20 protein-coding genes and 1 pseudogene are annotated in these 25083 nt (G+C 70.0%); 11 read left to right on the top strand and 10 right to left on the bottom strand.

The genetic code is table 11. From position 1 onward, the window contains the following. Nucleotides 1–95 precede the first annotated feature (95 nt). Nucleotides 96–3287, top strand: a complete 3192-nt coding sequence (locus OIE74_RS35445) for a carbohydrate-binding protein (protein ID WP_329391158.1) — start codon at nucleotides 96–98, stop codon at nucleotides 3285–3287. Between the two features lie 390 nt (nucleotides 3288–3677). Here OIE74_RS35445 and OIE74_RS35440 read toward each other — a convergent pair whose 3' ends face one another. Further along, nucleotides 3678–4427, bottom strand: coding sequence for a FadR/GntR family transcriptional regulator (locus tag OIE74_RS35440; RefSeq protein WP_329391156.1), 750 nt, complete (start codon nucleotides 4425–4427; stop codon nucleotides 3678–3680). Between the two features lie 278 nt (nucleotides 4428–4705). Here OIE74_RS35440 and OIE74_RS35435 point away from each other — a divergent pair, with 278 nt between their 5' ends. Next, complete coding sequence (locus OIE74_RS35435; protein ID WP_329391155.1) at nucleotides 4706–5902, top strand: mandelate racemase/muconate lactonizing enzyme family protein; 1197 nt, start codon at nucleotides 4706–4708, stop codon at nucleotides 5900–5902. Continuing rightward, a complete protein-coding gene (locus tag OIE74_RS35430; protein ID WP_329391154.1) occupies nucleotides 5899–6558 on the top strand; it encodes a ThuA domain-containing protein in 660 nt (219 codons plus the stop codon). Before OIE74_RS35435 ends, OIE74_RS35430 begins: the two co-directional genes overlap by 4 nt. A 39-nt stretch (nucleotides 6559–6597) precedes the next feature. On the opposite strand, the gene OIE74_RS35425 is transcribed toward OIE74_RS35430, so the two are convergent. The 5 genes from OIE74_RS35425 to OIE74_RS35405 form a co-directional block, all read right to left on the bottom strand. Then, entirely contained in the window at nucleotides 6598–7638 is a 1041-nt protein-coding gene (locus OIE74_RS35425; RefSeq protein WP_329391152.1) for a LacI family DNA-binding transcriptional regulator, read from the bottom strand. A 74-nt stretch (nucleotides 7639–7712) separates the two neighbouring features. Next, nucleotides 7713–8885, bottom strand: coding sequence for a fumarylacetoacetate hydrolase family protein (locus OIE74_RS35420; protein WP_329391149.1), 1173 nt, complete (start codon nucleotides 8883–8885; stop codon nucleotides 7713–7715). Nucleotides 8886–8895: 10 nt separating this feature from the next. Next, nucleotides 8896–9702 (bottom strand): enoyl-CoA hydratase/isomerase family protein, encoded by an 807-nt coding sequence (locus tag OIE74_RS35415; protein WP_329391147.1) that lies wholly within the window; start codon nucleotides 9700–9702, stop codon nucleotides 8896–8898. Continuing rightward, nucleotides 9699–10793: a carbohydrate ABC transporter substrate-binding protein gene (locus OIE74_RS35410; RefSeq protein WP_329391145.1), complete on the bottom strand. Its 1095-nt coding sequence runs from the start codon at nucleotides 10791–10793 to the stop codon at nucleotides 9699–9701. Before OIE74_RS35410 ends, OIE74_RS35415 begins: the two co-directional genes overlap by 4 nt. Continuing rightward, complete coding sequence (locus OIE74_RS35405) at nucleotides 10790–11998, bottom strand: CaiB/BaiF CoA transferase family protein (protein ID WP_329391143.1); 1209 nt, start codon at nucleotides 11996–11998, stop codon at nucleotides 10790–10792. The genes OIE74_RS35410 and OIE74_RS35405 overlap by 4 nt, the downstream gene beginning before the upstream one ends. 217 nt (nucleotides 11999–12215) lie before the next feature. Between OIE74_RS35405 and OIE74_RS35400 the strand changes: the two genes are divergently transcribed. The 3 genes from OIE74_RS35400 (at nucleotide 12216) to OIE74_RS35390 (ending at nucleotide 16575) form a co-directional block, all read left to right on the top strand. Then, nucleotides 12216–12962: an SDR family NAD(P)-dependent oxidoreductase gene (locus OIE74_RS35400; RefSeq protein WP_329391140.1), complete on the top strand. Its 747-nt coding sequence runs from the start codon at nucleotides 12216–12218 to the stop codon at nucleotides 12960–12962. Next, on the top strand, nucleotides 12959–14026 hold the full coding sequence (locus tag OIE74_RS35395) for an aldose 1-epimerase family protein (RefSeq protein ID WP_329391138.1): 1068 nt from the start codon (nucleotides 12959–12961) through the stop codon (nucleotides 14024–14026). Before OIE74_RS35400 ends, OIE74_RS35395 begins: the two co-directional genes overlap by 4 nt. 1931 nt (nucleotides 14027–15957) lie before the next feature. Then, nucleotides 15958–16575, top strand: a complete 618-nt coding sequence (locus OIE74_RS35390) for a TetR/AcrR family transcriptional regulator (RefSeq protein WP_329391136.1) — start codon at nucleotides 15958–15960, stop codon at nucleotides 16573–16575. Nucleotides 16576–16616: 41 nt separating this feature from the next. Here the strand turns inward: OIE74_RS35390 and OIE74_RS35385 are convergent, their stop codons facing one another. Further along, the gene (locus OIE74_RS35385) at nucleotides 16617–18116 is read right to left on the bottom strand and encodes an LVIVD repeat-containing protein (protein WP_329391134.1); all 1500 of its coding nucleotides are present in this window, start codon (nucleotides 18114–18116) and stop codon (nucleotides 16617–16619) included. Between the two features lie 246 nt (nucleotides 18117–18362). On the opposite strand from OIE74_RS35385, the gene OIE74_RS35380 reads away from it, so the two are divergent. Continuing rightward, nucleotides 18363–18995 carry a DUF305 domain-containing protein gene (locus OIE74_RS35380; RefSeq protein WP_329391132.1) on the top strand — a complete coding sequence of 211 codons (633 nt, stop codon included), beginning with the start codon at nucleotides 18363–18365 and terminating at the stop codon, nucleotides 18993–18995. A gap of 42 nt (nucleotides 18996–19037) precedes the next feature. On the opposite strand, the gene OIE74_RS35375 is transcribed toward OIE74_RS35380, so the two are convergent. Further along, the gene (locus OIE74_RS35375; protein ID WP_329391129.1) at nucleotides 19038–19751 is read right to left on the bottom strand and encodes a DUF6214 family protein; all 714 of its coding nucleotides are present in this window, start codon (nucleotides 19749–19751) and stop codon (nucleotides 19038–19040) included. A gap of 202 nt (nucleotides 19752–19953) precedes the next feature. On the opposite strand from OIE74_RS35375, the gene OIE74_RS35370 reads away from it, so the two are divergent. From OIE74_RS35370 to OIE74_RS35355, 4 genes are all read left to right on the top strand, one after another. After that, nucleotides 19954–21360: an FAD-dependent oxidoreductase gene (locus OIE74_RS35370; RefSeq protein WP_329391126.1), complete on the top strand. Its 1407-nt coding sequence runs from the start codon at nucleotides 19954–19956 to the stop codon at nucleotides 21358–21360. A gap of 153 nt (nucleotides 21361–21513) precedes the next feature. Continuing rightward, nucleotides 21514–22428 (top strand): oxidoreductase, encoded by a 915-nt coding sequence (locus OIE74_RS35365; RefSeq protein WP_329391124.1) that lies wholly within the window; start codon nucleotides 21514–21516, stop codon nucleotides 22426–22428. Nucleotides 22429–22556: 128 nt separating this feature from the next. Beyond that, a complete protein-coding gene (locus OIE74_RS35360) occupies nucleotides 22557–23645 on the top strand; it encodes a WD40/YVTN/BNR-like repeat-containing protein (RefSeq protein ID WP_329391121.1) in 1089 nt (362 codons plus the stop codon). 110 nt (nucleotides 23646–23755) lie between these two features. Further along, nucleotides 23756–24442 (top strand): hemerythrin domain-containing protein, encoded by a 687-nt coding sequence (locus OIE74_RS35355; protein ID WP_329391119.1) that lies wholly within the window; start codon nucleotides 23756–23758, stop codon nucleotides 24440–24442. A 28-nt stretch (nucleotides 24443–24470) separates the two neighbouring features. Here the strand turns inward: OIE74_RS35355 and OIE74_RS35350 are convergent, their stop codons facing one another. Both OIE74_RS35350 and OIE74_RS38735 read right to left on the bottom strand, forming a co-directional pair. Further along, nucleotides 24471–24680, bottom strand: a complete 210-nt coding sequence (locus OIE74_RS35350) for an amidase family protein (RefSeq protein WP_329392549.1) — start codon at nucleotides 24678–24680, stop codon at nucleotides 24471–24473. A gap of 49 nt (nucleotides 24681–24729) precedes the next feature. Next, nucleotides 24730–24978 (bottom strand): annotated as a pseudogene (locus tag OIE74_RS38735) (amidase); the annotation flags it as partial. Nucleotides 24979–25083: the final 105 nt, after the last annotated feature.

The raw sequence follows: 25083 nt of genomic DNA, 5'->3' as shown, positions 1-25083 counted from the left end.
TGTGCTATCTGCCCTGTGGCCTTCGTCCCGGGCGGCTCACGGGCCCGCGCGTCGCGGCCGTGCCAGGAACATGGCATCCAACGAAAGGCTTCTCCATGGTGAGAACTGGGAGACGACGGGCGCGGATCGTGACGGCCTCCGTCGTGCTGGCGCTGATGACGAGCCTCGGCGGGCCGGCGGCCGGCCCGGCGTCGGCGGCCCCGGCAGCGGCCACCTCCTCCGCGGACCTGACGGTCCACGTATCGGCCTCCGACGGCGACGACGGCAACAGCGGCGCCAAGAACGCTCCGTTGAAGACGATCGCCGCCGCGCGGGACGCCCTGGCCGGCCGCACCTCCGCCGAGGAGCGCGGCACGGTGTACATCCGGGGAGGCACGTACGTCCTCGACGACACCATCCGGCTGGAGGGACCGGAGAACTCGTGGGTCACGTACGCCGCCTACCGGGGCGAGAAGGTCACGATCACCGGGTCGCACGAGCTTCCGGCCGAGGGGTGGAAGAAGCTCACCGACTTCTCCGACGAGACGCTCGCCGAGGCGCAGTACTCCTCCAACAGCCGCCTGGACACCCCTGAGTCGCGCGAGGGTGTGTATGTGTACGACCTGGGTGCGCACGGCATCGACCCTGGCACTCTCTACAAGAACGGTTTCAACTGGGTCCAGCAGCCTTTCGCCCCGGAACTCGTGGTGAACGGCGGAACCCAGGTTCTCGCCGAGTACCCGAACGGCAACGGCTGTTCCACGAAGGAAACCGACTGCCACCTGTGGGGCACGGGCGCCAAGTGGGGCGCCGCCGGACCCAGGGACCTGATGAACGTGGACCTGGACGCCCGCTTCGGTCCGGAGAGCGCCTGGAACGGCTCCGGCACTACCCCCCGAGCCCAGTTCGAAGACAAGAAGCAGCAGCTCCCGGCCGGCGAGAGCCGGGACACCTGGACCCCGGAGGAGATGCGTCGCATGACACCGTCGGTCTTCACCGTCGGCGGGCGCGCGGCGGAGGCGGACCGCTACCGGCGGTGGGCACCCGAGGCGGTGCCGACGGTGGACGACCTCGGTACCCGCGGTTTCGGCGACTACAAGGACGTGCCGGTCCAGTTGGACCCGTGGTGGATCGAGGACATCGACAACACCAAGTCCGAGACCGAGGGCTGGATCTCCGGCTATCTCGGCAACAACTACGCCAACGACATGCTGCGCATCCTGTCGTGGAGCGGCGACACGCTGTACGCCAAGTACCCCTCCATGTACATCCCGCAGGACTCCTGGACCAAGGTCAAGGTGCTCAACGTCCTGTCGGAGATGGACACGGCCGGTGAGTACTACATCGACCGCTACAACGACAACGACGTCCTCTACTACCGTCCCCAGGGCGGCACCGTCGAGGGCATGACCGCCACGCTGCAGACGTTCGACAAGAACTTCCTGCTGCTGGACTCCACCCAGGGGGTGACGGTGCGCGGCCTGTCGATGACCGGGTCGCTCATCAGCGGGGTGCAACTGCTGGACGCCGTCGGGACCCTCATCGACGGGGTCGACATCTCCAACGTCAGCATGGACGCGATCCGGATCGGCCGTACGACGGACACGATCACCAGCATGCCCGACTACGAGACCCTGCAGGGCGGACGCGACAACGTCGTGCAGAACTCCTATCTGCACGACCTCGGCGGCGGAGGCGTACTGCTCGGCGGCGGCGACCGCGCCACCCTGCGGCGCGGGAACAACGTCGCCCGCCACAACGAGATCGCGCGCTTCTCCAAACTCGCCACATACACCCCGGCCGGCTATCTGTACGGGGTCGGCAACTCGTTCGAGTACAACTACGTCCACGACGCGCCGCACATGGCGGTGCAGATCATGGGCAACGACATGCGAGTCAATCACAACCACTTCTACGACGTGGTGAAGAACGCCGGCGACATGGGCGTCATCTACGCGGGACGTGACTTCACCTATCTCGGCAACGAGATCGGCTACAACCACTTCGAGAAGATCGGCGGCTCCAACGACGCGCTGTACATGGACGACGGGGCGACCGGCGTCAGGTTCCACCACAACGTGGTGAACGGCTCCAACTCCGGCGTCAACCTCAACTCCGGCCACAGCAACACCGTCAACGACAACGTCTTCATCGGCGTGAAGCACGCCGGCCACGGCGGGATCTACCACAAGAACGGCGAGACGCGGCTGCCGCTGGCCAACAGCTGGGTGCTGGAGAGCCGTTACAACGCGTTCCTCGACGTTCGCGAGGGTGAGAAGTACAGCGCGACCCCGGAGTCCGTCGCCACCTGGCACGAGCACTACGTGGACGGGAAGCAGAGGTACTCCGACGGCACCCCGATCACGTACCCGGAGATCACCGACTGGTTCATCCCGCGGGTGACGGAGACGGGCGAGGTGTGCACCAGCGCCACGTACTCGACGAGCGGCACCAACGGCTGCAGCCGGGCGACGGTGTGGGAGGACCCCGATTCGGTCTGGGTGCCGTCCCGGGTCGAGATCGACCACGCGGTGACCATCGGCTCCGCAGGCCCGGCCGGGTTCGTCGAGACGAACGCGACGTTCTCCGAGCCGACGTCCGTGTTCAACATCTCCCGCTGGAGCGACAAGGTCAACACCATTGGCCTGTCGGCCACTTCGGTGGCGGAGACGGGTCTGGACCTGGACACCCTGAAGTTCTCCGGCTCCGGCACGGTCGCCCAGTCGTACGGATCCGGGTGGATCGCGGAGTGGAACCGCGGGGTCACCGCAGAGGGGATCGGGCGTCCGCACCGCGGCGACGCCAAGGCTCTGTGGAGCACGGTCGACCGGGCGGAGAAGGCGCTCGCCGACGAGCCGGGCGGGAATGGCCCGCCGCTTATGAGGGCCGTCGCCGCCGCGACCGACGCCGGCGAGGCGACCGACGCCTCCCAGAAGCGGATAGACGCCGCCGACACGGCGCTGCGGGGCGTGATCGACACGTACCGGTCGACCCGCTGGTCCGCTTCCAAGACCTACGGCGCGGGTGACACCGTCTTCCGCGATGGCCGGGCGTACGGCGCCCTGTGGTACGCACGCGGCGAGGAGCCGGGCACGTCCGTCACCGGCGCCTGGGCAGAGGTCGGAAAGCCCGTGTCGTGCGCGGGCACCACGGTGCCGGCGTGGACGGCTTCCTCGGTCCACCGCGCCGGTGACACGGTCGCGCACGACGGGCGCCTGTGGGCGGCGAAGTGGTGGACACGGAACGAGACTCCGGGTGAGGCGAACGGCCCCTGGACGAGCGGGGGCGCCTGCGGGGCCGGGCGTTAGGGCGTCTTGCGAAAGTAGCGCCGTCCGCCCGGAGGGCGGGGCCGACGGCGTCTGGTGCGTGCGATCGCAAGGCGGAGGATCAGCCCCGTAGATGGACCGGACGTACTCGGGAGCCTTCGAGAACGCTGCCAACGCGGCGAGCGTGCGTGCCAGGCGTCGTGGGCCAGACGGGACTTTCGCAACACGCCCTAAAGCGTGTTGCAGAACCGCGATCACGCTCAGATCCAGCCACCCGCGGCAAGATCGACTGCCCGATTGCACCCCCGTTTCCACCGTCTTGGCATGCGTCGCGAAGCGTCCGCGGGAGATCGTTCTGTCGTTCTGCAACACGCTTTAGTAGGCCCCCGACCGGGCCGGGGCATCCGCCGCGCGGCGGGTGCCCCGGCTTTCTCACGCCTCCGTCGTGTCTTGCGGGCGACGGCGCTCCCACGACGACGTGATGTGGAGGCGCATCGCCTCCGCCGCACCCTCGGCGTCCCTGGCGAGCACGGCCGCCGCGACCCGGGCGTGCGCCTCGTGGGTGAGGTCGATGTCCTCGCGCGTCGGATCACCGCTGTACTGGGGCGACCGGACCGCCTTCCCCTGGATGCTATAGACGATCGCCCGCCCGAACGCGTCCTGCGACGCCCGGTGGATGATCTCGTGGAACTCGATGTCCGCCCGCGAATAGGCCGTGGGATCGTCCCGCAGAGAGGCCAGTTCGTCGAGCTTGGCCGACAGCGCCGCCGCCTGGGCGTCGTCGATGCACCGGGCCGCGCGGGCGGCCATCGCGCATTCCAGCGTCGTCCTGATCTCGATGAGGTTGTCCAGGAAGACCAGGCGGTCCTTCCGCTGGAAGAGCGCGTCGAGGACGAGCGGGTCGAGCAGGCTCCACTGCTCCTGGTCGAGCACAACGGTGCCCCAGCCCTGCCGAGTTGCGACCAGCCCCTTCTCGGCGAGCGCCGTAGTCGCCTCGCGGATCACGGTGCGGCTCACTTCGTACTCCTCGCACAGATCACCCGCCGACGGGAGCGCCGTCCCCGGGGGGTACTCCCCCAGCACGATGGCCGTCGCGAGGCTCTGGACGACCGCTGCGGCGAGCGGTGGCCGACGCCGTCGATGGCGGGGCACTGCAACGGTGTCCGCGGATGGCTTACTCATCTGGTCAGAGACTCCCAAGGTGTGTGCAGGTTGCCCGGCCCGCGCTGTCCGACGCTCCAAGGCTAGCGGAACATGCTAGAGTCATCACTCGTATCACAAGTTATGACTGACCGGTCGCGGGAGGAGCGAGGGCGCGTACGCCACCCCGGCGGCCGGGCGCCCGCGGGCGCTCCCTGCCCCGTCGCTCCCGGCAGGTACCCGCACGCATCCGGTCGGACCTCCCACGGCACGCGCCGCACATGGTGACGGTGCTGACGCGCGCAGACCAAGGAGAAGCGATGCGAATCACCGGATACCGGTCCCTTGCCACGGTGCACAAGTGGGGACGGCCGGTGGGCGACGTGAACGGCGTCGTCGCAGGCGGGATCACCGAGGTACCCGTGGTGCTGCTGGAGACCGACGAGGGTCTCACCGGCGTCGGCCTCGGAAGTCACCCCGATGTGCACCGTGTGTTCCCCGCGCTCGAGGGCCAGGATCCGCGGGCGGTCACCTCGCTGTACGACAGAATGCTCTCCTACGTCTTCAAGTCCGGTCACGGCGGCCATGTGTTCGGGACCATCGGTGCGCTCGACATGGCGCTCTGGGACCTCAAGGCGAAGATCGCTCAGGAGTCGCTCTGGCGGACGCTGGGAGCCGCCGACCGCTTCGTGCCAGGCTACGCCTCGGGCCTGGACTACGCACTCACCGACGACGAGCTGGTGGCGTTCTACGAGCGGTGGGTCGAACGAGGCTTCTCGGGGGCGAAGGTCAAGGGTGGGCTGGACATCGACCGGGACGTGCGGCGCCTCACCGCCGTCCGTGACGTTCTGCGGGTCAACAGCGAACGCCCCGCCCTGATGTACGACGTCAACGAGTCCTGGGGAGCCCACCAGGCCGTGCGCCTCGCCCGCTCCGTCGAGGACCGCGTCGACCTCACCTGGATCGAGGAACCGGTCCGGCGGTGGGACGCCGCCGGACACCGCGCCGTCGCGGCGGGCATCCGCGCCGCCGTCGCAACGGGCGAGAACCTGACGGGTCTTGAGCACTACCGGGCGCTGCTCGACGCCGAGGCGGTGGGGGTCGTGCAAACCGGGAGCGTGTGGGGCATCACCCACTTCCTGCGGGTCTCGACGCTCGCGTACGGCCACAGCCTGCCGGTGAGCCCGGTGGGGTACAACGGGAACCCGATGGCGCACGCGGCCGCGGCCGTGCCCAACCATCTGGTCACCGAGGTACAGGACTTGAACTTCCCGGTCGGCCTGCGGGTGGACCAGGAGATCGCCGACGGCGGGATCGTCCTCGGCGACTCGCCGGGACTGGGCATCGAGGTGGACGAGAAGGAGATCGCCGCACAGTCCGTGTCCGGCCGGTGGTCCGTCCCGGGTGGTCCGCACGTACGCCCGGCCGACGCCGGACTGCGGCTCGCACCCGCGCAGGGCGGGACCACGGGGCACATCGCCGGAGGCCGGCGCCGGCACGAGGAGATCGCCAAGTGACCGCGCGCAGGGCCCTGGTGGTCCGTGGAGGCTGGGAGGGACACGATCCGGTCGGCTGCACCGGGTTGTTCGTGCCCCGGCTGGAGCGCGCCGGGTTCGACATCACGGTCGCCGAGGATCTCGCGGTCTACGAGGACGCGGCGCTGCTCGCCGCCACCGACCTGATCGTGCACTCGTGGTCAGGGGGCGAGCTGAGCCCGCTCCAGGAGGCCACGTTGGTCTCGGCCGTGGAGGCGGGCACGGGGTTCGCCGGCTGGCACGGCGGCGTCATCGGGGCGAACGTCGGCAACGCGCGGTACCTGCGGATGGTCGGAGGACGGTTCCTCTGGCACCCGGAGGGCTTTCAGGACTTCACCGTACGGATCGCCCCGTCGCCGGTGCGGGACGCGGCGATCACCGCGGGCGTCGGGGACTACGACGTCGTCACCGAGCACTACTGGGTACTGACGGACGGACTCAACACCGTGCTGGCGAGTTCGGTGCTCCACCCCACCGGGGACCAGTGGGACGAGCCGGTCGAGTTCCCCGTGGTGTGGACCCGGCGCTGGGGAGCGGGAAAGGTCTTCGTGTGCACCCTCGGCCACCGCGTCGCGGACCTCGAAGTGCCGCAGACGGCGACGATCGTCGAGCGGGGTCTGGAGTGGGCGGCCCGCTGAACGTCCCGGGGCCGGACCGGCGCGTGCGACCCGGCCCGGTCAGGAGCTTTCGCGGACGACGACCCGGTAGCCGACGTCCCGGTGCGGGACGTCGACCGTGGCGCCGCGCATCCGGGCCAGCAGCAGCTCGGCCCCCAACTCCCCCGTGCGAGCGCCGGGTACGGCGACCGTCGTCAGCGCCGGTACGAGATGGCGGGCGAACTCGAAGTCGCCGAACCCGGCCAGCGCGAGCCTGCCGGGTACGTCGATCCCCCTGCGTACACACGCCAAAAGGGCCCCGGCGGCGAACACGTCGCTGGAGAACATCACCGCGTCGGAGTCCGGATACCTCTCAAGGGCCAGGTCCAGCAGCGCGACCCCGGTGTCCATGGTGACCGCCTCGGGACCCGCGTCGACGGTGCGCGGGGCGGCGCCCAGCAGTTGGCGTACCGCAGTCGTGTACCCGTCGAGGCGTTCCGCCGCCCGCGGGTCGCCGGAGGTGTGTCGCCCCGCGAACGTGATCCTGCGCCGGCCACGCTCCGCCAGGTGGGCCACCATCGCCGACGCAGCCGCCTCGTTCGAGAAACCGACCAGCAGATCCAGTGGATCGTCCGACCAGCCCCACGTCTCGACGACCGGCACCCCCGCCGCCCGCACCAGGGCACGGGTGCCCGGGGTGTGGTCGGTGCCGACCACCAGCAGTCCGTCCGGCCGTCGGCCGAGGAAGCTGCGCAGCACCTCTTCCTCGTGCTCCGGCCGGTAGTCGGTCGTCCCGACGAAGATCTGGTAGCCGTGGGCGGCCAGGGCGGTCGAGAAGGCGTGGACGGTGTCGGCGAAGACCGACGCGTTGATCTGCGGCACCAGGACGGCGACCGTGCGGCTGCGGTTCGACGCCAGATTGCTGGCGGCCAGGTTGGGCACATAACCGGTCGTCGCGATGGCCGCCTCGACCATGGCCCGGGTCGCGTCCGACACCAACAGGGGATCGCGTACGACGCGGGAGACCGTCTGGGCGGACACCCCGGCCGCGGCCGCCACGTCCGCCAGAGTCACCGAACGGGTCGCGGAACGCTTGCGGGGGCGGCGGGGATCGGGAGTCACACCGGAGACGATATCCAGCGTTCCGCCCACCGCCCCGTCCGCCCGGCCGGGGACACCGGCCGTGGGACCTGTCGTCACAGTGCTCCCCGAGCGGACAGCGACCGCATCAGATCGGCGAGGCCGAAGGTCCACGGCTCGCACGCCTCGCTGGCCCTGATCCGGTTGACGAGCGCGCCGAGCCGGGGAGTCGCGACCGTGACCAGGTCACCGTCGTGATGGGTGAATCCCTGGCCCGGGGCGTCGCGGTCCTCCACCGGGGCGAACATCGTGCCGAGGTAGAGCACCGCGCCGTCGGGGTACCGGTGATGCGGTCCGACCAACTGGGCTGCGAGGTCGAGGGGGTCGCGGCTGATGAGAGACATCGAGGACACCGCGTCGAGCCGGTGGCCGTCCTCACCTTCGACGGTCAAGGTGACGGTCGCCTCCCGCACGTCCCCGATCCCGAAGCCGTCCTCGAACAGCCGCACGAAGGGACCGAGTGCCGCCGAGGCGTTGTTGTCCTTCGCCTGGGGCAGCAGCAGTGCGGAACGGCCTTCCACGTCACGGAGGTTCACGTCGTTCCCGAGCGTCGCGCCGACGACCTCGCCCGTGGAGGAGACGACGATCACCACTTCCGGCTCTGGGTTGTTCCACCGCGACGAGGAGCGCACCCCCGCGTCGGTGGCGCTGCCGACGGCGGCCAGTACGGGGGCCTTGGTGAAGATCTCCGCATCGGGTCCGATGCCGACCTCCAGGTACTGGCTCCAGACCCCCTGGGCGACCAGGAGTTGCTTCAACGCCTCGGCCTCCTCGGAGCCGGGCCGCAGCGAGGCGATGTCGTCCCCGATGAGCCCGCGGATCCGCTCGCGCGCCTCGGCGGCCCCGGAGGCGTCGCCGCGGACCCGCTCCTCGATCACGCGTTCCAGCATCGACACCACGAAGGTGACCCCTGCGGCCTTGACCGCCTGGAGGTCCACCGGGGCGAGCAGCCAGGGCAGTGCCGGATTCCGTGTGTCGGGCGGCGTGTTGGCGAGCAGTTCGTCGAGTCCGGTGATCCTCTCACCGTCGGCCGCGCGCAACTGACCCGCGGGGTCCGGTGTTTCGCAGAGGTCGCGCACGGTCGGGAAGGTCGCGGTCAGGTCGTGCACACCGGTGTCGCGGACGGTGACGACGGAGGGGCCGAGACCGGGCCGCCAGATCCGGCCGACGAGCGCCCCTTCGGTTCCGTCGGCAGGAAGGGTGGTCGCGGCGTCGGGCCACTGGTTCATGTCGGTCCTCTCAGCGTTTACGGAATACGGGCGGGCGTTTCTCGGCGAACGCGCGGCGGCCTTCGGAAGCGTCCTCGGTGGCGAAGCAGATCGTCTGCAGGTCCCGCTCGTAGGCGAGAGCCTGGTCCTCGGGCAGGTTTCCGGCTGCCCGCAGGTTGATCTTCGCCGTTTCGGCCGCCACGGGGGCCCGGGAGGCGATCACTCGGGCCAGGGCACGGGCCCGGTCGAGGAGTTCCCCGGGGGCGACCACTTCACTCACGAGATGCCAGGCCAACGCCCGTGCGGCGTCGATTCGTTCGCCGGTGAGCAGCATCAGGGCGGCGTTGCCGGGGCCTGCCGCGCGGTTGAGGAAGGCGGCCATGCCGCCGCCCCCGATCCAGCCGAGCGTGATCTCGGGCGCACCGAAGGACGCCGTGCGCGAGGCGATGCGGATGTCGCAGGAGAGTGCGGTCTCCAGCCCGCCGCCGAGCGCATAGCCGCCGACCGCCGCGATGGTCGGGGTGCGGGCCTCGCGGATGGCGTCGCAGTAGTCGACGCGGTTGCGGAACTCCCACGGCGTGCGGTAGCCGTCGAGTTCGCGGATGTCCGACCCTGCGCTGAAGGCACGCCCGCCGGCGCCGGTCACGACCACGGCGCGTACGTCGTCCGTCGTGTCACACCATTCGACGGCACGGACCAGTGCCCGGGACATCTCGGGGGTTACGGCGTTCAGCTTCTCGGGCCGGTTCAGGGTGAGGGTCGCGACGCGGTCGGCGACTTCCAGCAGTACGTGCCCGGTGCCGAGGTCGGGCGGGGTGCTCGTGGTGGGGTCTGTCATGTTCGTCCTTCCTCCGCCGCCCGGCTCGCCCGGTACAGCGTGCGCATCCGTTCGAGCGCCGCCCGGTGGCCGGTCTCGTTGGCGAGTGCGTCCCGGACGACGGCCGAGGCCGCGGTCTGGAAGCCGATGTAGCCGGCGTACCGGGGGCGAACCCACGCCTGTTCGCAGGTGGCGGTGGTACGTCGGTAGAAGTCCGCGCCGGCGATCGACGTATCGGTCCACGCGGAACGCGCACTGGGCTGCCCGTTGTGCCGGGGCAGGAATTCGCGCTGGGCGGGAGAAGACATCAACCACCGCATGTGGTCGAGGAGGTCGGCGCTGGGAGTGCACCGGGAGCTGACGGCGAGCCCGGTGCCGCCGAGGGTGGAGCCCGGCAGTCCGCCGGGTCGCGCCGTCGGCGCGTCGGTGAACGCCAGCCGGTCGGCGTAGGTGACGTAGCCGTATACCAGCGGGCAGTGCGCGAGCCGGTCGGTTCGCGACATCAACTCCAGCAGCCCGATCGGGTTGAGGGTGCGCGTCTCGGCCGGTGCGAGGGAGTCGACATCGGCCAGGAGGTCGAGGACCGCCAGTCCCGTTTCGTCGCCGATCAGTTCGTCGGGGTGGGCGGCGGGCTCCTCGCCGAGGGCGACCGCGACGGAGGCGAAGGTGAGGAACGCATGCGGCCCGGCGAGCGACAGGGCCACCGGCGCGCGGCGCGCGAGGTCGCGCACCTCGTCCCAGATGGCGGGCGGCTCACCGGCGAGGTCGGTCCGGGTGGCGGCGACCTGGGTGGCCGCGTCCAGCGGGAGGGCCCACTGGACGCCTTCCATGGCGTACGAGCGCATGGTGGAACCGATCGACCGGGCGCGCCAGCGGTGCAGTTCCTCGGAGGTGAACAGATCGTCCAGCGGCACCAGGCAGCCGGCGGCAAGGGCTTCGCCGAGGTGCGGGTGGTCGAGCACGACGAGGTCGTAGCGGGCACAGAGATCGTCGAGGGGGTGGGACTCGAAGCCTTCGAGCGGCTGGACGGACCAGTGCACGAGGTCACCGGCCGATGCGGCGAGGGCGTCGTATCCGCGCGGGTGGTCCCACGTCAGTCCGGCGTAGGTCACGAGGTCTCCGCGACGGTGCCGGAGGTGAAGAGCGCCTCGATCGCCGCGTCGTCGAGACCGGCCTCGCCGAGGATCTCGCGGGTGTGTTCACCGGTGAGCGGGGCGCCCCGGTGAATGCGTGGCGGGGTCGCCGAGAACTTGTACGGGAATCCGGGCACCTTGACGCGGCCCTCGGTGGGGTGGTCGTAGGTGACGAAGGTGCCGTTGTGCCGGATCTGCGGGTCGTCGACCAGGTCCGCGTAGCCGTAGACCGGACCGGCCCAGATACCGGCGGCCCTGAAGGCGTCCAGCCAGTGGAGCGAGGACCTGTTGAGCAGCCGGGCCGCGGTGCGGGCGAAGATCTCGTCGCGGTGGGTCCAGCCGTGCTTCTCGTCCTCCATGGACAGAAAGCTCTCCTCGCCGATGGTCTCTCCCAGAGTCCTCAGCGACGGGAACGCGAGGACGATGAAGCCGTCCGCGGTCCGGAAGGCGCCGTATGGCGCGCGGATGTAGACGTGCGCGTGCGGTTCCTCGGAGCGGGACTGGTCCAGGGAGCCGACGGTGTGCACCGAAAGCTCCTGCATCTGCAGGGTCGTGATCGCGTCGAGCATGTTGACCGTCACGAGCTGGCCCACGCCGGTGCGTTCACGGTGCAGCAGCGCGGCGAGTACGCCCTCGAACGCGGTGGACGCGGTGACGGCGTCGACGAGGTACTGGCCGGCGGCGCGCGGCGCCTCCCCGGCGTGGCCGGTGGAGAGCATCGCCCCGGACATCGCCTGGAGCAACAGGTCCTGTCCCGGGCGCTGCGCGTACGGTCCGTCCTCGCCGTAGCCGGAGATGGAGACGTACACGAGGGAGGGGTTGATCGCGGCCAACGAGGCGTAGTCGACGCCGAGACGGGCGGCGACGCCGGGCCGGTAGTTCTGCAGGAAGACGTCCGCGTCGGCCACGAGCCGGCGCAACACGTCCTTGCCCGCAGGGTCCTTGAGGTCGACGGCGAGCGAGCGTTTGTTGCGGTTGAGCGACAGGAAGGAGACGTTGATCCGGTTGCCGCCCGCACCGCCGGCGGCCGCGTGGCGCTGCCACTCGCCGGTGACCGGCTCGACCTTGACCACATCGGCGCCGAGGTCGCCGAGCCGCTGCGCCGCGAAGGGGCCGGCCATGGCGATCGAGCAGTCGAGGACCCGGTACCCGGCGAGTATGCCGGGCTTGTCGCGCGTGCTCATGGGACTCCTTGGAGGAGGGGTGGAGGAAGGGGGCGCGGAACCTGTCGCGTCGTGCGGGCTTTCGTCGTGCGGGTTCTCGTCGTTCCGTCGTTGCGAACTCTGTTGTTAGCGCTACCGGTAGCGCTAACATTTACGCTAAGCGGGCACGGCTCGCAGTGTCAACGCCCCGATCCGCCCCCTCGGCGCCCGGTCGACACCGGGAAGATGGGAACCACCGATGAAACGACCGCAAGCCGCACTCGTGACCGGCGCCGGCGGCGCCCTGGGCCGGGCCACGGCCTTCCGGCTGGCCGCCGACGGATTCGGTGTCGCCGTGCTCGACCACGACGCGGACCCGTTGGAGCGGACCGTGGAGCAGGTGCGGAAGGCCGGTTCCCCGGTGCTGGCACTCACCACCGACCTGCGCGACGCCGCAGCGATCGCAGCGGCCGTCGACCGGACCGCCACCGAGCTGGGCACCCTGCGCGTCCTGGTCAACAACGCCGCTGTGTACCCGAGCCGACCCTTCCTGGAGGTGCCGCTCGCCGAGTACGAGGAGGTCGTGGCGGTAAACCAGCGCGCCTACTGGGTCGCCGCACAGGCCGCGGCGCGCCACATGGCCACAACGGGTGGCGGGGCGATCGTCAACGTCGCGTCGATCACCGTGCACGGCGGCTGGGACTCACTCGCCGCCTACGTCTCCACCAAGGGCGCCGCCGTCGCCTTCACGCGTGCCCTCGCCCGCGAACTGGGCCCCCAGGAGATCCGGGTCAACTGCGTCTCCCCCGGCGCCTTCCCCACGGCAGCCGAGGAGATCCACGAGAACCCAGAGGTGTACACACGGCACGTGCTCGACCACCAGGCGCTGAAGAGGCGTGGCCGGCCCGACGAACTGGCCTCCGTGGTCTCCTTCCTCGCGGGACCCGACTCCACTTTCATCACCGGCCAGTGTGTCGAGGTCAACGGAGGGTGGGTGATGTCGTGAACCTCAACGGACACGACTACGACCGCGGTTCCCTCGCCCGGCTCGCCGGCGATCTCGGCGCGGCCGGCGGCGTGCGGTCCGTCGTCCTGGACGACGGCTCCGAACGCGGCATCCGCACGCTGGAGTTCCGTACCGGCGCCGGTCTCAACTTCGACGTACTGGTGGACCGGGCCATGGACCTGGGCGGTGCGGAGTTCGAGGGACGCGGCTTCGGCTGGCGCTCGGCGACCGGTTTCCGCCACCCCGGGCTGCACGAGTACCGCGACGACGAAGGGCTGTCGATCATGCGCAGCTTCTCCGGGCTGCTGCTCACCGCCGGCCTCGACCACACACTCTTCGGAGCCGAGGTGGACGCTTCCCAGTACCGCTATCCGCCCCGCCGCACGGTCTCCAACGGACTGCACGGGCGCGTCGCGAACCTGCCGGCCCGGCTCACCGGGTACGGCGAGCGGTGGGAGGGCGACGACCGCTGCGTCCTGTGGGCGGAGGGCGAGGTGCGCCAGGCGGCGATCTTCGGTGAGCACCTGCGACTCACCCGCCGCATCGAGGCCGACCTCGGCGGCACGGAGATCCGGCTGATCGACCGGGTGCGCAACGCGGGCTTCGACCTCACACCCCACATGTACCTGTACCACATCAACATCGGCTGGCCGTTCCTGGAGGAGGGCGCGCGCTACGAAATCCCCGTGCGCCGCACGCTGTGGCAGAGCGACAGCGTCGCGGAGCAGGGTGTCTCCCACACGGACATGCCCGGTCCGCTGAGCGGGTTCGTGGAACAGGTCTACGAGCACGAGCCGGTACCGGACGCCGACGGTCTGGTCCGGCCCCGGCTGGTCAACGACCGCCTGGGCATGTACTTCGAGCTGGAGTACGACCCTGAACAGTTCCCCGCCTACTTCCAGTGGATGCACCTGCGCGAGGGCGCGTACGCGGTGGGCTTCGAACCGTCCACACACCACGTCGCGGGGGAGACCGCCGCGCGGGAGGACGGGTCCATGACGTTCCTGGAACCCGGCGAGGAGCGCCTGTACACGACGATGTTCCGGGTGGGCCGGAACGGCTGACCCGGAGGACCGGGCCGCTCGGTGCCGCATCCGGTGTGGCACCGAGTGGCTGTCCCACACAGCGGACCCGGCCACGCGGCTCCCGCCACGCGCCGACTCGTTCCAGGTGACCGGTTTCCCGGGTGGCACCATCTCGGTCGATTTGCCCGAGTACGCCAGCGGCTCGGCCGTCCATCGCGGGGACCGCCGTTTCACGTACGCCTCGCATGCCGACGATCCGCCGCCTGGTGGCCGCACAGGCGGACCGCCAAGGCGGATGTGCAAGGTACCCCTGGCGGGTCCGACGGTCGGACCCACTCCGAGTGAGAACGAGTTGTGCGCACCGAGTGAGGCCTGGAGGAAACCCGCGGGTGGGCAGGCGTCCGGCAACAGCGGCGATCCGGGCGACGTGGATGATTCAGCTCGTCCGGTAGCGAGTGGCGAGGTCGGGGCCTCGAGTCCGAGCGGGACGAACTGGCGGGGAAGCGCTCGTTCGTCGGGCTGGTGGAACTGGTATGCGAGCACCGGTTCGCAGCGAGATTCGGACCGTACGGCAGCAGCAAGTCGTCGCTGCGGAAGCCCGGCCCGGCTCCGGCCGTAGCGCGGACCGGCCCGTTCACCGCTGCCCACCTGCGTCCTCGGCCGCGACCGAGGGGAATGGGGCTCGCAATCAACGCCGCAACGCCGGACGCGCGTTGGCCCGGTGTCCTGGATCTGGTGCGAAAGCACCCCTGGGCGTCGATCCGGATCTTCGTTCTGGTCGCAGCCGTCGTACGGCAGGAGAAGCGCGCCGTCGTCGGCGACCCACCGCCGCCCGCCCCGGTGGTCGTCGCCGACCGGGTGGTCGACCGGGGGCAGGTGAACGACATCCGAGGCAGCGTCGTGTGGCCGCGGCGGGGATGTTGGGATCACAACCTCGTTGTCCGGTGCGGGCGGCTTCGGGAAGACGAAGCCGGCCGAGGTCGTGTTCTCCCAAGATCCGGACCATACCCGGGCCAACGTCTGCCCGTATCCCTTCACGCTGCGCATTTGCGCTGGTCAGTGCCCCATACTGGCCCATCGCAGCAGGTCACAGACCAGGCGAATCTCTTCCGGGACATCTGATCAGCCGGGATCGGCACCTATACGCTCCAGCGTCAACTGCCTTTGCAACCTGTCGGCAATTGCCACCTCGACAGGACCTGACTTGCCCAACAAATCGACTGACACCCCATCGGAACGAACGTCTGATCAGCGTCAAGCTATCGCCCGTAACGCCCACAACGCACATAATGCGTACGCATCAAACCGTAGGTCAGAAGCCCTTCGAGACCTGCTCCAGGATCGCCACGCACTCCACAGGTGCGTCATCGGAACACTTGCAAGTCGGCAAATCGGCAAGTCGCGCGCCGCGGCCTCGCTCTGACCGGGAGGGGCACTAACGGCTAGGAACCGAAAATCGTGCACGTGACGCCCGACCAGGACGGCAGGTAGTGACTGACAGAACCCTCCCTCAAGATTGAGCGCGAAAGATCGCTAGGTCCGAAAGGTCACGCGCCCGACCTGCGGCAAAGCCCGGACGCAGTCGATCAGCGGCCCCTTCGCTCCACGGCACTGCTGAGGCGCCCTGCTGCCTGACAATGAGTCCGGTCGGCAGTGTCGGATCACTGCCTTCGGGGTGTCTCTGAATTATCTGAGGGAGCGTCAGTTAAGTCAGCAACCGGTCAGCACGGGTACGATCAAGGGCGACCAGAGATAGTCAAACTTGCACACCCGCTCTGATCGCTTCTCTGTGCTGACCTGCGAGTTCGCAGGTCAGCACAGAGAAGCGGCGAGCGCGCCGTCTGTCTTGGACGATCCCCCGCGTCGCCCAAGACAGACAGCCTCGTCCCACGCCGACCAGGCCCGACGGATCGGGCGGCGGGGGCATGCTGAGTATACTGGCTAGGAGCCAGTCAACGCAGGAGTCCAGCATGTCCCCGCGAAGCGCATCGGTCAATGAAGAACTTCGTCGGCGTTCCCGCGAGCGGCTTCTACAGGCCACCGTCGATCTTGTCGAGGAGCGCGGATTCGACGGGACGACCCTGGCCGACATCGCCGACCGGGCCGGTGCGGCACGCGGACTGGTCTCGTACTACTTCCCCGGCAAGCGCCAGATGTTCCAGTCGGCCGTGCACCGGCTGATGCACCAGACGCTCCAGGCGGCCCTGGAGCGCGAGCCCCGCACGGACGACGGCCATGAGCTGCTGGCGCGTGCCATCGACTCCGTCCTCGGTCTCACGGTCGACCATCCGGTCCTGATGCGGGCCCATATGGCGGGCATACTCCAGGCCGAGGGCTTCGTCCAGTGCTCCGAACAGCAGCGCCTCGCTGAGCTGTTGCGCGAGACGATGGTGCGTTACGGGTCGGACGACGTGGACCGCGACTACCCGTTGCTGCGTGCGCTGATGATGGGCGCCGTGTTCGCGATTCTGCTGCCGGGGGCGGGTATGCCGCTGGTCAGCCTGCGGGACGAGTTGTTCCAGCGGTTCGGTCTTGATCCGGCCTACCACGCTCCGCCGGGCGGGGAGCCCGCCCGGCGGAGCGTCTGACTGCCGGTCCGGCCGGCCGCGTCAGCGGCCGGCCGCTCCGGTCAGCGGCGGAAGTCCTCGAAGTAGTCAGGCTGCGTCTGGACGTTGAGCTCGTCCATCCGCACCTTCTTCGCCTCGTCCGTCCGGCGGTCGTCGAGCTTGATGACGTCCAGACCCTTGGCGATGTCGTTCGAGTAGATGTAGCCGTTGTAGTAGTACGCCGACCAGGGGCCGGCCGTGGTGACCTGGTCGAGGGTGACCGGGCCGCGCTCGAAGTAGCCGATCTCCTTCGGCTTCGACGAGTCGGTGAAGTCCCAGACCGAGATGCCGCCCTGGTACCAGGCCTGGACCATGATGTCCTTGCCCTTGACCGGAATCAGCGAGCCGTTGTGCGCCACGCACACCTCGGCGTCCGCCTGCGGACGGTCGATCTTGAAGTAGCTCTTGAAGACCAGCTTCCGCTTGTCGCCCTTGCCGACGATGTCGTAGATGCCGTCCGCGCCGCGCTTCGGACCGATCTCCTCGTTGCAGGTGGCCGCTCCGCCGCCGCCGAGCTCGTCGGTGAAGACGACCTTGTTGGCGCCCTGGTTGAACGTCGCGGAGTGCCAGAAGGCGAAGTTGACGTTGTCCTGGACGCGGTCGATGATCCTCGGCGCCTCCGGGTCCTTGATGTCGAACAGGATGCCGTCACCCATGCACGCACCGGCGGCGAGGTCCTTGGAGGGAAGCACCGTGATGTCGTGGCAGCCGGTGGTGGCCGAGACGCCCGGGTTGGTGGGCGCGCCGGGGTTGCCGCCGTCCGGGAAGAGCACCGGGAAGTCGACGATCTTCGACTTCTCGGGCGCCTTGCGGGGCACCTTGATGATGCTGATCCCGTCGTGCGGCGGCTGGCAGTCCGGGAACGTGGTGCTGGGCGAGTACGAGGAGACGTACACGTACACGTTCTTGCCCTCGGGCACGAGCGTGTGCGTGTGCGAGCCGCACGCGGTCTCGATGGCAGCGACGTACTCGGGGTTGCGCTTGTCGCTGATGTCGAAGATCTTCATGCCCTCCCAGGAGGACTTCTCCGTCGCCGGCGCCGAGACGCTGGAGCAGGAGTTGTCACTGCGCGAGGCGTCCGTCGACAGGAAGAGCAGGTCTCCCGAGACGGATATGTCGTTCTGACCGCCGGGGCACAGGACCTGCGCGACCGTCTTGGGCTTCGACGGCTTGCTGATGTCGAAGATCCGGAAGCCGTCGTAGTTCCCGGAGAAGGCGTACTTCCCCTGGAACGCGATGTCCGAGTTGGTCCCCTTCAGGTGCTCCTTGGGGACGTTGGCGACGTGTGACATGTTGTCACTGTGGATGATCTCGTCCACGCCGGGTATGTCGTTGTTCTCGATGGCCTTCCTGGCCTCGGCCTGCTGGCTCTTGGAAGTCTCTTCCTTGGCCGGCTTGTCACCGGGGTCCGGTGTCGCGACCGCCGGTCCGGCGGCCAGCAGCGTGGCGAAGAGCCCGGCGGCAGCGGCTGCCGCCACGCCCAGACGTCTGCGCCGCACGCGGGTGGTGTGCAACGAAGTCACTGCGTCCTCCCTTGTATCCGTTCCCAGTTGAACGGCTTACGGACGTCGGCAGTATCGTCCTTCACATGTACATCTCAACAGATGGCAACCTAGATGTAATGAAAGTTTTTGATCACTGGCGTCCGGAAGCGTGTTAGGAAAGTCCCTGACAACGTGCCCGATACACGTGAAGTACCACAGGAGGTCACTGTGTTGATCCGGACCAGGAGACCGCGTGTCCTCCGGCCTGTCGTGGCAGCGGTGGCCATGGCCGCTCTACTCGCCCTGGGAGCCTGCGACTCGGGCGACGACGGCAAGAAGAGCGAGACCGGGAACGAGACCAAGAGCGACGCCACGGGCCAGGTGGTCGCCCCGGGCAAGCCGGGTGAGAAGTCCAGGACCCTCTCCCCCGAGGAGGCGGCGAAGGAGATCCCGGACAACACGCCCAACGCGTCGGACTTCGGCTACGCGACGATGATGATCCAGCACCACAGCCAGGCGCTGGTGATGACCGAACTCGCCCCGGACCGCGCCGGATCCGGTCAGGTCAAGCGGCTCGCCGAGCGCATCTCCGCGTCGCAGGAACCGGAGATCGGCGCCATGGAGGGCTGGCTGAAGCTCAACGGCGGCGAGGAGAAGGCGAAGAAGGAAGGCGACCACGACCACGGCGCGATGGACATGCCGGGCATGGCCACCGACGCCCAACTGGCGAAGTTGCGGGCGGCGGAGGGGAAGGCGTTCGACGACCTCTTCATCAGCCTGATGGTCACCCACCACCAGGGTGCGGTCACGATGGCGACCGAGGCCCTCTCCGGGGGCAACAACGTCCAACTCGAAGAGATGGCAAGCGATGTGATCGCGCAGCAGACGTCCGAGATCAACCGGATGCGCTCGCTGTGACGCACGTCCGGCGCCGTCTTCGGCGTCCTGTGCCGGGTCGCGTCAGCGGCGGCGGTGACGCGGCGTCAGATAGCCGTCGTCGCGGGCGCTCGCGATGACGCTGAGCGACTTGCGGCGCCCGTACCCGGTCGCGCACATCACCGCGAGGACCGGGTCCTGGCCCAACTGCTGTGCCCTGCGGTACGTCTCCGCCACACCGCGCCGGTCCGCGCGGTCGGACGACACGGAGTCGTCGGCGCGGTGCCGGCCGCCGGGCGCGGGCTCGTCCTCCAGAAGCTCCGCGTCGGCTCCCGACGGGCCGCCCTCGTACTCGTAGCCCTCGCCCTCCGCCGTCACGGCCACCGCCGGTTCCGCGGTGCTGGACGCGGGCCTCACCGCCGGCTTCGGCGCCGGCCTCGCCGCCGCCACGTCGCCCTCGACCGGGCCGGCCTCCACATGATGCTGTCCCGCCACCACGCGGCAGGCGTACTCGACGGGTGCCTCGATCCAGGCGCGCAGCTCCGTCAGGTCGTCCAGCGGCAGCGGCGGATCGGCCTGCGCGTCCTCGACGGCGACGACGCCGTCCCGCAGGACGGCGAGTACGTCGACGCGCGCCCCGTCGGCGAACGTCAGCCGGATGTCGACCCAGGGCGGTACCAGTTCGTGTCTCGGAAGCTCGCACCGGCCGCCCGGCAGGGTGTCGCAGGTGACCGTGCCGTACCCCTGCACCTCCCACCGGGGCCAGACAGGCGTCGCGGGCTCAGCGGCGGAAGTCATCTCAGGTTCTGACACATTCACCACTTAATCAGGCAATTCTTCCCCTCTCCCGTGGCACACTCGCCCTCGGCGCGCATCGCACTCGGTCAGCGCACTGGCGTACCCCCACCGGGCGCGGCGCCCGCGACGCGACGGTTCCGCGTACTCCTCAGCGCCGCGCGCCGGTGCGATGCTGGAGGTCTCCTGCCGGAAGGAGTGCGCCGTGCCGCGCGTCGCCGTCGTCGGATCGGGCCCCAGCGGGGTCTACACCGCCCAGGCCCTCGTCCAGCAGCCGTCGGTGCCCGGCGTCCTGGTGGATGTCCTGGACCGGCTCCCCGCCCCGTACGGGCTGGTGCGCTACGGCGTCGCGCCCGACCACGAGAAGATCAAGTCGCTCCAGAACACGCTGCGTTCGGTGCTGGAGCACGAACGCGTCCGCTTCCTGGGGAACGTCGAGATCGGCGCGGAGGGCCTCACACCCGAACGACTCCTCGGGCTCTACCACGCGGTCGTCTACTGCGTCGGCGCCGCCCGCGACCGGCGGCTCGGCATCCCGGGCGAGGAGCTGGCCGGCAGCCACTCGGCGACGGACTTCGTGTCCTGGTACAGCGCGCACCCGGACGCCGTGCCGGGCGGCTTCGGGCTCGGCGCGCGGTCGGTCGTGGTGATCGGCGTGGGCAATGTCGCCGTCGACGTGGCGCGCGTCCTGGCCCGTGGGGCGGAGGACTTCCGGCCGACGGACGTACCGCACCCGGCGCTCGGCGCGCTGGCAGGGAGCGCGGTCAGGGACGTGCACATGGTGGGTCGGCGGGGCCCGTCGCAGGCGAAGTTCACCACGAAGGAACTGCGTGAACTGGGCGCGCTGCCCTCGGCCGAGGTGCGCGTGGAGCCCGCCGACCTGGAGCTCGATCCGGCGTACGCCCCGGCCCCGGCTGACCGCACCGGGTCCGGGCCGCCCACGCCCGCCGCGCAGCCACTGGCGGCCGTCAACAGGCGCAACGTGGACGTCGTACGCGGCTGGGCCGACGCGCCTGACCAGGGCCGGGCGCGCCGGATCCACCTGCGGTTCTTCCTGCGCCCGGTGAAGCTGCTCGGGACCGACGACGGACGGGTGACGGCCGTACGGTTCGAGCGCACCGCTCCCGACGGGCAGGGCGGGGTGCGGGGCACGGGGGCGTACGAGGACATCGAGGCTGGGCTCGTCCTGCGGGCGGTCGGCTACCGGGGGGTGCCGATCGCCGGGCTGCCCTTCGACGAGGCGACGGGCACGGTGCCGCACCGGGCGGGCCGGGTGCTGAGGGACGGGGCGGCGTCGCCCGGCGAGTATGTGGCGGGGTGGATCAAGCGCGGGCCGACGGGGGTGATCGGCACCAATCGCGCGTGCGCGAAGGAGACGGTCGCCTCGCTCCTCGCGGACGCGCCCGCGCTGGGCGCGCGCCGGATCGCCGGGGACCCGCTCGACGCGCTCCGCGCGGCCGGGCACCACCCGGTGGAATGGCCGGGCTGGCTGGCCATCGAGGACGCGGAGGCGGCGCTGGGCGCGGAGCTGGGGCGGCGGTCGGTGAAGATCCCGGACTGGGAGGGTCTGCTGGCGGCGGCGCGCGGGGAGCGGGGGCCGTCGGGTACGTAGCCGCCCCACGGCCGGGAGCGGACTGCTAGGATGCGTTGTCGATCAAGCCTCTTGTCTGTGCGGATTCCGATCCGCCGGGGAGGCTTTTTTCGTGCCCGGATCCGGGTCGTGCCCGGACAGCCCGCCCGCCCTTCCTTCCTACAGAGGAGATCCATGTCCGACACGCGTGACCGCCCCGCGACGGCCGCAGGTACCTGGCGGCTCGGCGATCTGACCGTCAACCGCGTCGGGTTCGGCGCCATGCGCCTGACCGGCGGTGTTCCCTTCGGTCCCGGCGGCGGGCGGAGCGACCGCGAGAAATCGACAGCCGTACTGAGGCAGGCCGTCGAGCTCGGCGTGAACCACATCGACACCGCCGCGTTCTACTTCTCCGCGACGCGCTCCGCCAACGAGCTGATCAACACCGCGCTCGCGCCGTACCCCGACGATCTGGTCATCACCAGCAAGGTCTGGCCGGGCCGGGACACCTCGGGCGAGTGGTGGTGGGCCGAGCCGGGGCAGTTGCGCGGTCAGGTCGAGGAGAACCTGCGCCAGCTCGGCCGTGATCACCTGGACGTGGTGAATCTGCGTCTGCCGCAGAGCTGGGCGACCCGCTCGGTGGCCGAGCACTTCGGCGCGCTGGCCGAGCTGCGGGACGCCGGGCTCGTCCGTCATCTCGGCGTCTCGAACGTGACCTCCGAGCAGCTGGCCGAGGCCCGGGCCATCGCGCCGGTGGTCTGTGTGCAGAACTCCTACAGCGTGGACGCGCCGGGCGCGGAGCAGAAGCTCCTGCGGGAGTGCGGTGACCTGGGGATCGCCTACGTACCGTTCTTCGCCATCGCGGGCAGCGGGCGCGAGTCGGGCGCCGGCGCGACGGACGACGAAGCGGTGCTCGCCGTCGCGCGGGCGCACGGCGCCTCGCCCGCGCAGATACGGCTGGCGTGGACGCTGGCCCAGGGCCCGCACGTACTGGCCATCCCCGGGACAAGCGACCCGAAGCACCTCGCGGAGAACGTGGCGGCGGGCGCGCTCCGGCTCTCGGACGAGGAGGTGGCACGCCTGGGGACGGTCGGCCGGGCCGACGGCTGAGCCGAAGGCCGCGCGTCGGCCTCCTGGCCTTCGGCCCGGGGGGGCGGCGTCGTCCGGAGGTGCGTTGTCAGTGGGTGGGTGCAGACTGTCCGGAGTCTGGGACAACGGCGTCTTCGGAGGTATCCGCCATGACCAACGACGTACTGCTCACCGTGGGCACACGCAAGGGACTCTTCATCGGCCGCAGGCGCGGCGGGCGGTGGGAGTTCGACGGACCGCACTTCAACGCGCAGGCGGTCTACTCGATCGGGATCGACACCCGGCACGCCGTACCGCGCCTGCTGGTCGGCGGGGACAGCGCGCACTGGGGCCCGTCCGTGTTCCACTCCGACGATCTCGGCGCGAGCTGGAGCGAGCCGAGCGAACCGGCCGTGAAGTTCCCCAAGGACACCGGCGCGTCGCTGGAGCGGGTCTGGCAGCTGCATCCGGCGGGGCCCGCCGCGCCGGACGTCGTGTACGCGGGCTCCGAGCCGGCCGCCCTGTTCCGTTCCGACGACAGGGGCGAGACCTTCGAGCTGGTCCGGCCGCTGTGGGAGCACCCGACGCGTTCGCAGTGGGTGCCGGGCGGTGGCGGCGAGGCGGTGCACACGGTGGTGACCGACCCCAGGGACGCGGACGCGGTGACGGTCGCGGTGTCGACCGCGGGAGTGTTCCGCTCACGGGACGGCGGCGCGAGCTGGGCGCCCTCCAACAAGGGCGTGTCGGCGGTCTTCCTGCCCGATCCCGACCCGGAGTTCGGCCAGTGCGTCCACAAGATCGCCCGGGACGCGGTCGATCCGGACCGGCTCTACCTCCAGAACCACTGGGGCGTGTTCCGCAGCGACGACGCGGGCGCCAACTGGAAGGACATCGGCTCCGGTCTGCCGTCCGACTTCGGCTTCGCCGTCGCGGCCCATCCGCACCGGGCCGACGTGGCGTACGTCTTCCCGATCCAGGCCGACTCCGACCGGGTCCCCGCCGGCCGGCGCTGCCGGATCTACCGTACGAGCGACGCGGGCGAGACCTGGGACGCCCTGACCACGGGGCTGCCGGACGGCGACCACTTCGGGACGGTGCTGCGCGACGCGCTGTGCACGGACGACGCGGACCCGGCCGGTGTCTACTTCGGCAACCGCAACGGCGAGGTCTACGCGAGCGCGGACGACGGCGACACCTGGCAGCAACTCGCCTCGCACCTTCCCGACGTGCTGTGTGTCCGGGCGGCGGTCCTTGGCTGATTCGTTGATCATGGTCTGCGGCACGTGCTGATCTAAGGTGATCCAGAAGGCGTTTCGGGTCAATTGCACCTTATTGCGCGGTGGTGCGCCAAAGGATCACGGTGAAGCACATGACGGTCAATGAGGAACCGAGCGTGAGCACGCGCGAGATGTACATGGTGCACACCATGCTCCGGCGGGAGTTCTCGCTGCTTCCGGCCCTGGTGCGCGAGGTCGGGGCCGGTGATCGGGAGCGGGTGGGAGTCGTCGCCGGGCACGCCGAACTGGTGGCTTCGGTGCTCCATCACCATCATGCCGCTGAGGACGCGTACCTCTGGCCGGTCCTGCTGGAGCGCGGTCCCGAGGAGATCGCACCGGTGGTCCACTCGATGGAGGAGCAACACGCGGGCATCGCCCGGCTCTACACGGAGGCGACCACCCTCCTGGACAAGTGGCGTCACAGCGCGGCCGCGGGTCCGCGCGACGCGCTGGCGGGCACCTTCGAAGGGCTGCTTCCCCCGCTGTACGAGCACCTGGGCGACGAGGAGCGGCGCGTCCTTCCGCTGATCGACAGGTACATCACGCTCGACGAGTGGGACCGGAGTGTTCAGGAGGGCGGCAAGGACACACCTCAGGAGCTGCTTCCTCTCATGTTCGGCATGATGATGTACGAAGGCGATCCCGGGATTGTCGCGCGGGCGGTGGCCAACATGCCGCCGGAGGTGCGGCCTGTCATCGAGCAGGCGGCCGGAGAGGCGTTCCGAGCCCATTCGCAGCGTGTGCACGGCACCACCACCCCGCGTCGCAGCACGGTTTGATCAGGCTCCCAACGGTCCATGCACGTGATCAGTCCAGCTGCGGGCGCAGTCGGGACCAGGGGTGCTCCGCCTCACGTTGGGCCGACAGGGCGAGGAGGGTCGCCTCGTCGTGTGGCCGGCCGACCAGTTGTGCGCCGAGCGGGAGGCCGTCGTCGGTGCGGGCGGCCGGTACCACGGCCGCCGGGTTGCCCGACAGGTTCCACAGTGTCACGAACGCGGTGTAGCGCTGCGCCCCCAGCAGCGTGGCCAGCCAGCCGCGCTCTGAGCATCCCGGTGCGGTCGGTCAGTGGCGGCTCGACGCGCACGACCTCGTGTCCCAACTCGGCGATGGTGTCGGCCATACCGCGGACCGCGTGCTCGACGCGTGAAACGAGGCGGCCACCGACCGGCCAGGGGCGCAGCGACAGCCCGACCCGGAGCCGGCCCGGCCCGGTCGCGGCGGCCTCGGCGAACGTACGGTCCGGCGGCCGCGCGATGCGCCGGTCACCCGGCGCCGGGCCGTGCAGCACGTCTAGCAGGAGCGCGGAATCCGACACGGTCCTGGTCAAGCGCCGTCAACTGATCGCGCACGCTGGAGAAACACAGGTCCGTCGGGGGCATGCTTGGTGCCTCGTAGATCGTGCGGTGGTAATGCGGGGGCG

The sequence above is a fragment of the Streptomyces sp. NBC_01716 genome (assembly GCF_036248275.1).
GTDB lineage: Bacteria > Actinomycetota > Actinomycetes > Streptomycetales > Streptomycetaceae > Streptomyces.
The sequence above is the reverse complement of the archived record's forward strand: the minus strand, read 5'-3'. Positions and strand labels throughout refer to the sequence as shown.

What these genes read in the sequence shown, in the direction of transcription:
- OIE74_RS35365 (WP_329391124.1), top strand. Translation starts at nt 21,514, where the DNA reads ATGTCCGACACGCGTGACCGCCCCGCGACGGCCGCAGGTACCTGGCGG.
- OIE74_RS35375 (WP_329391129.1), bottom strand. Translation starts at nt 19,751, where the DNA reads ATGACTTCCGCCGCTGAGCCCGCGACGCCTGTCTGGCCCCGGTGGGAG.
- OIE74_RS35420 (WP_329391149.1), bottom strand. Translation starts at nt 8,885, where the DNA reads ATGAACCAGTGGCCCGACGCCGCGACCACCCTTCCTGCCGACGGAACC.
- OIE74_RS35445 (WP_329391158.1), top strand. Translation starts at nt 96, where the DNA reads ATGGTGAGAACTGGGAGACGACGGGCGCGGATCGTGACGGCCTCCGTC.
- OIE74_RS35415 (WP_329391147.1), bottom strand. Translation starts at nt 9,702, where the DNA reads ATGACAGACCCCACCACGAGCACCCCGCCCGACCTCGGCACCGGGCAC.
- OIE74_RS35390 (WP_329391136.1), top strand. Translation starts at nt 15,958, where the DNA reads ATGTCCCCGCGAAGCGCATCGGTCAATGAAGAACTTCGTCGGCGTTCC.
- OIE74_RS35380 (WP_329391132.1), top strand. Translation starts at nt 18,363, where the DNA reads ATGGCCGCTCTACTCGCCCTGGGAGCCTGCGACTCGGGCGACGACGGC.
- OIE74_RS35355 (WP_329391119.1), top strand. Translation starts at nt 23,756, where the DNA reads ATGACGGTCAATGAGGAACCGAGCGTGAGCACGCGCGAGATGTACATG.
- OIE74_RS35360 (WP_329391121.1), top strand. Translation starts at nt 22,557, where the DNA reads ATGACCAACGACGTACTGCTCACCGTGGGCACACGCAAGGGACTCTTC.
- OIE74_RS35405 (WP_329391143.1), bottom strand. Translation starts at nt 11,998, where the DNA reads ATGAGCACGCGCGACAAGCCCGGCATACTCGCCGGGTACCGGGTCCTC.
- OIE74_RS35435 (WP_329391155.1), top strand. Translation starts at nt 4,706, where the DNA reads ATGCGAATCACCGGATACCGGTCCCTTGCCACGGTGCACAAGTGGGGA.
- OIE74_RS35440 (WP_329391156.1), bottom strand. Translation starts at nt 4,427, where the DNA reads ATGAGTAAGCCATCCGCGGACACCGTTGCAGTGCCCCGCCATCGACGG.
- OIE74_RS35400 (WP_329391140.1), top strand. Translation starts at nt 12,216, where the DNA reads ATGAAACGACCGCAAGCCGCACTCGTGACCGGCGCCGGCGGCGCCCTG.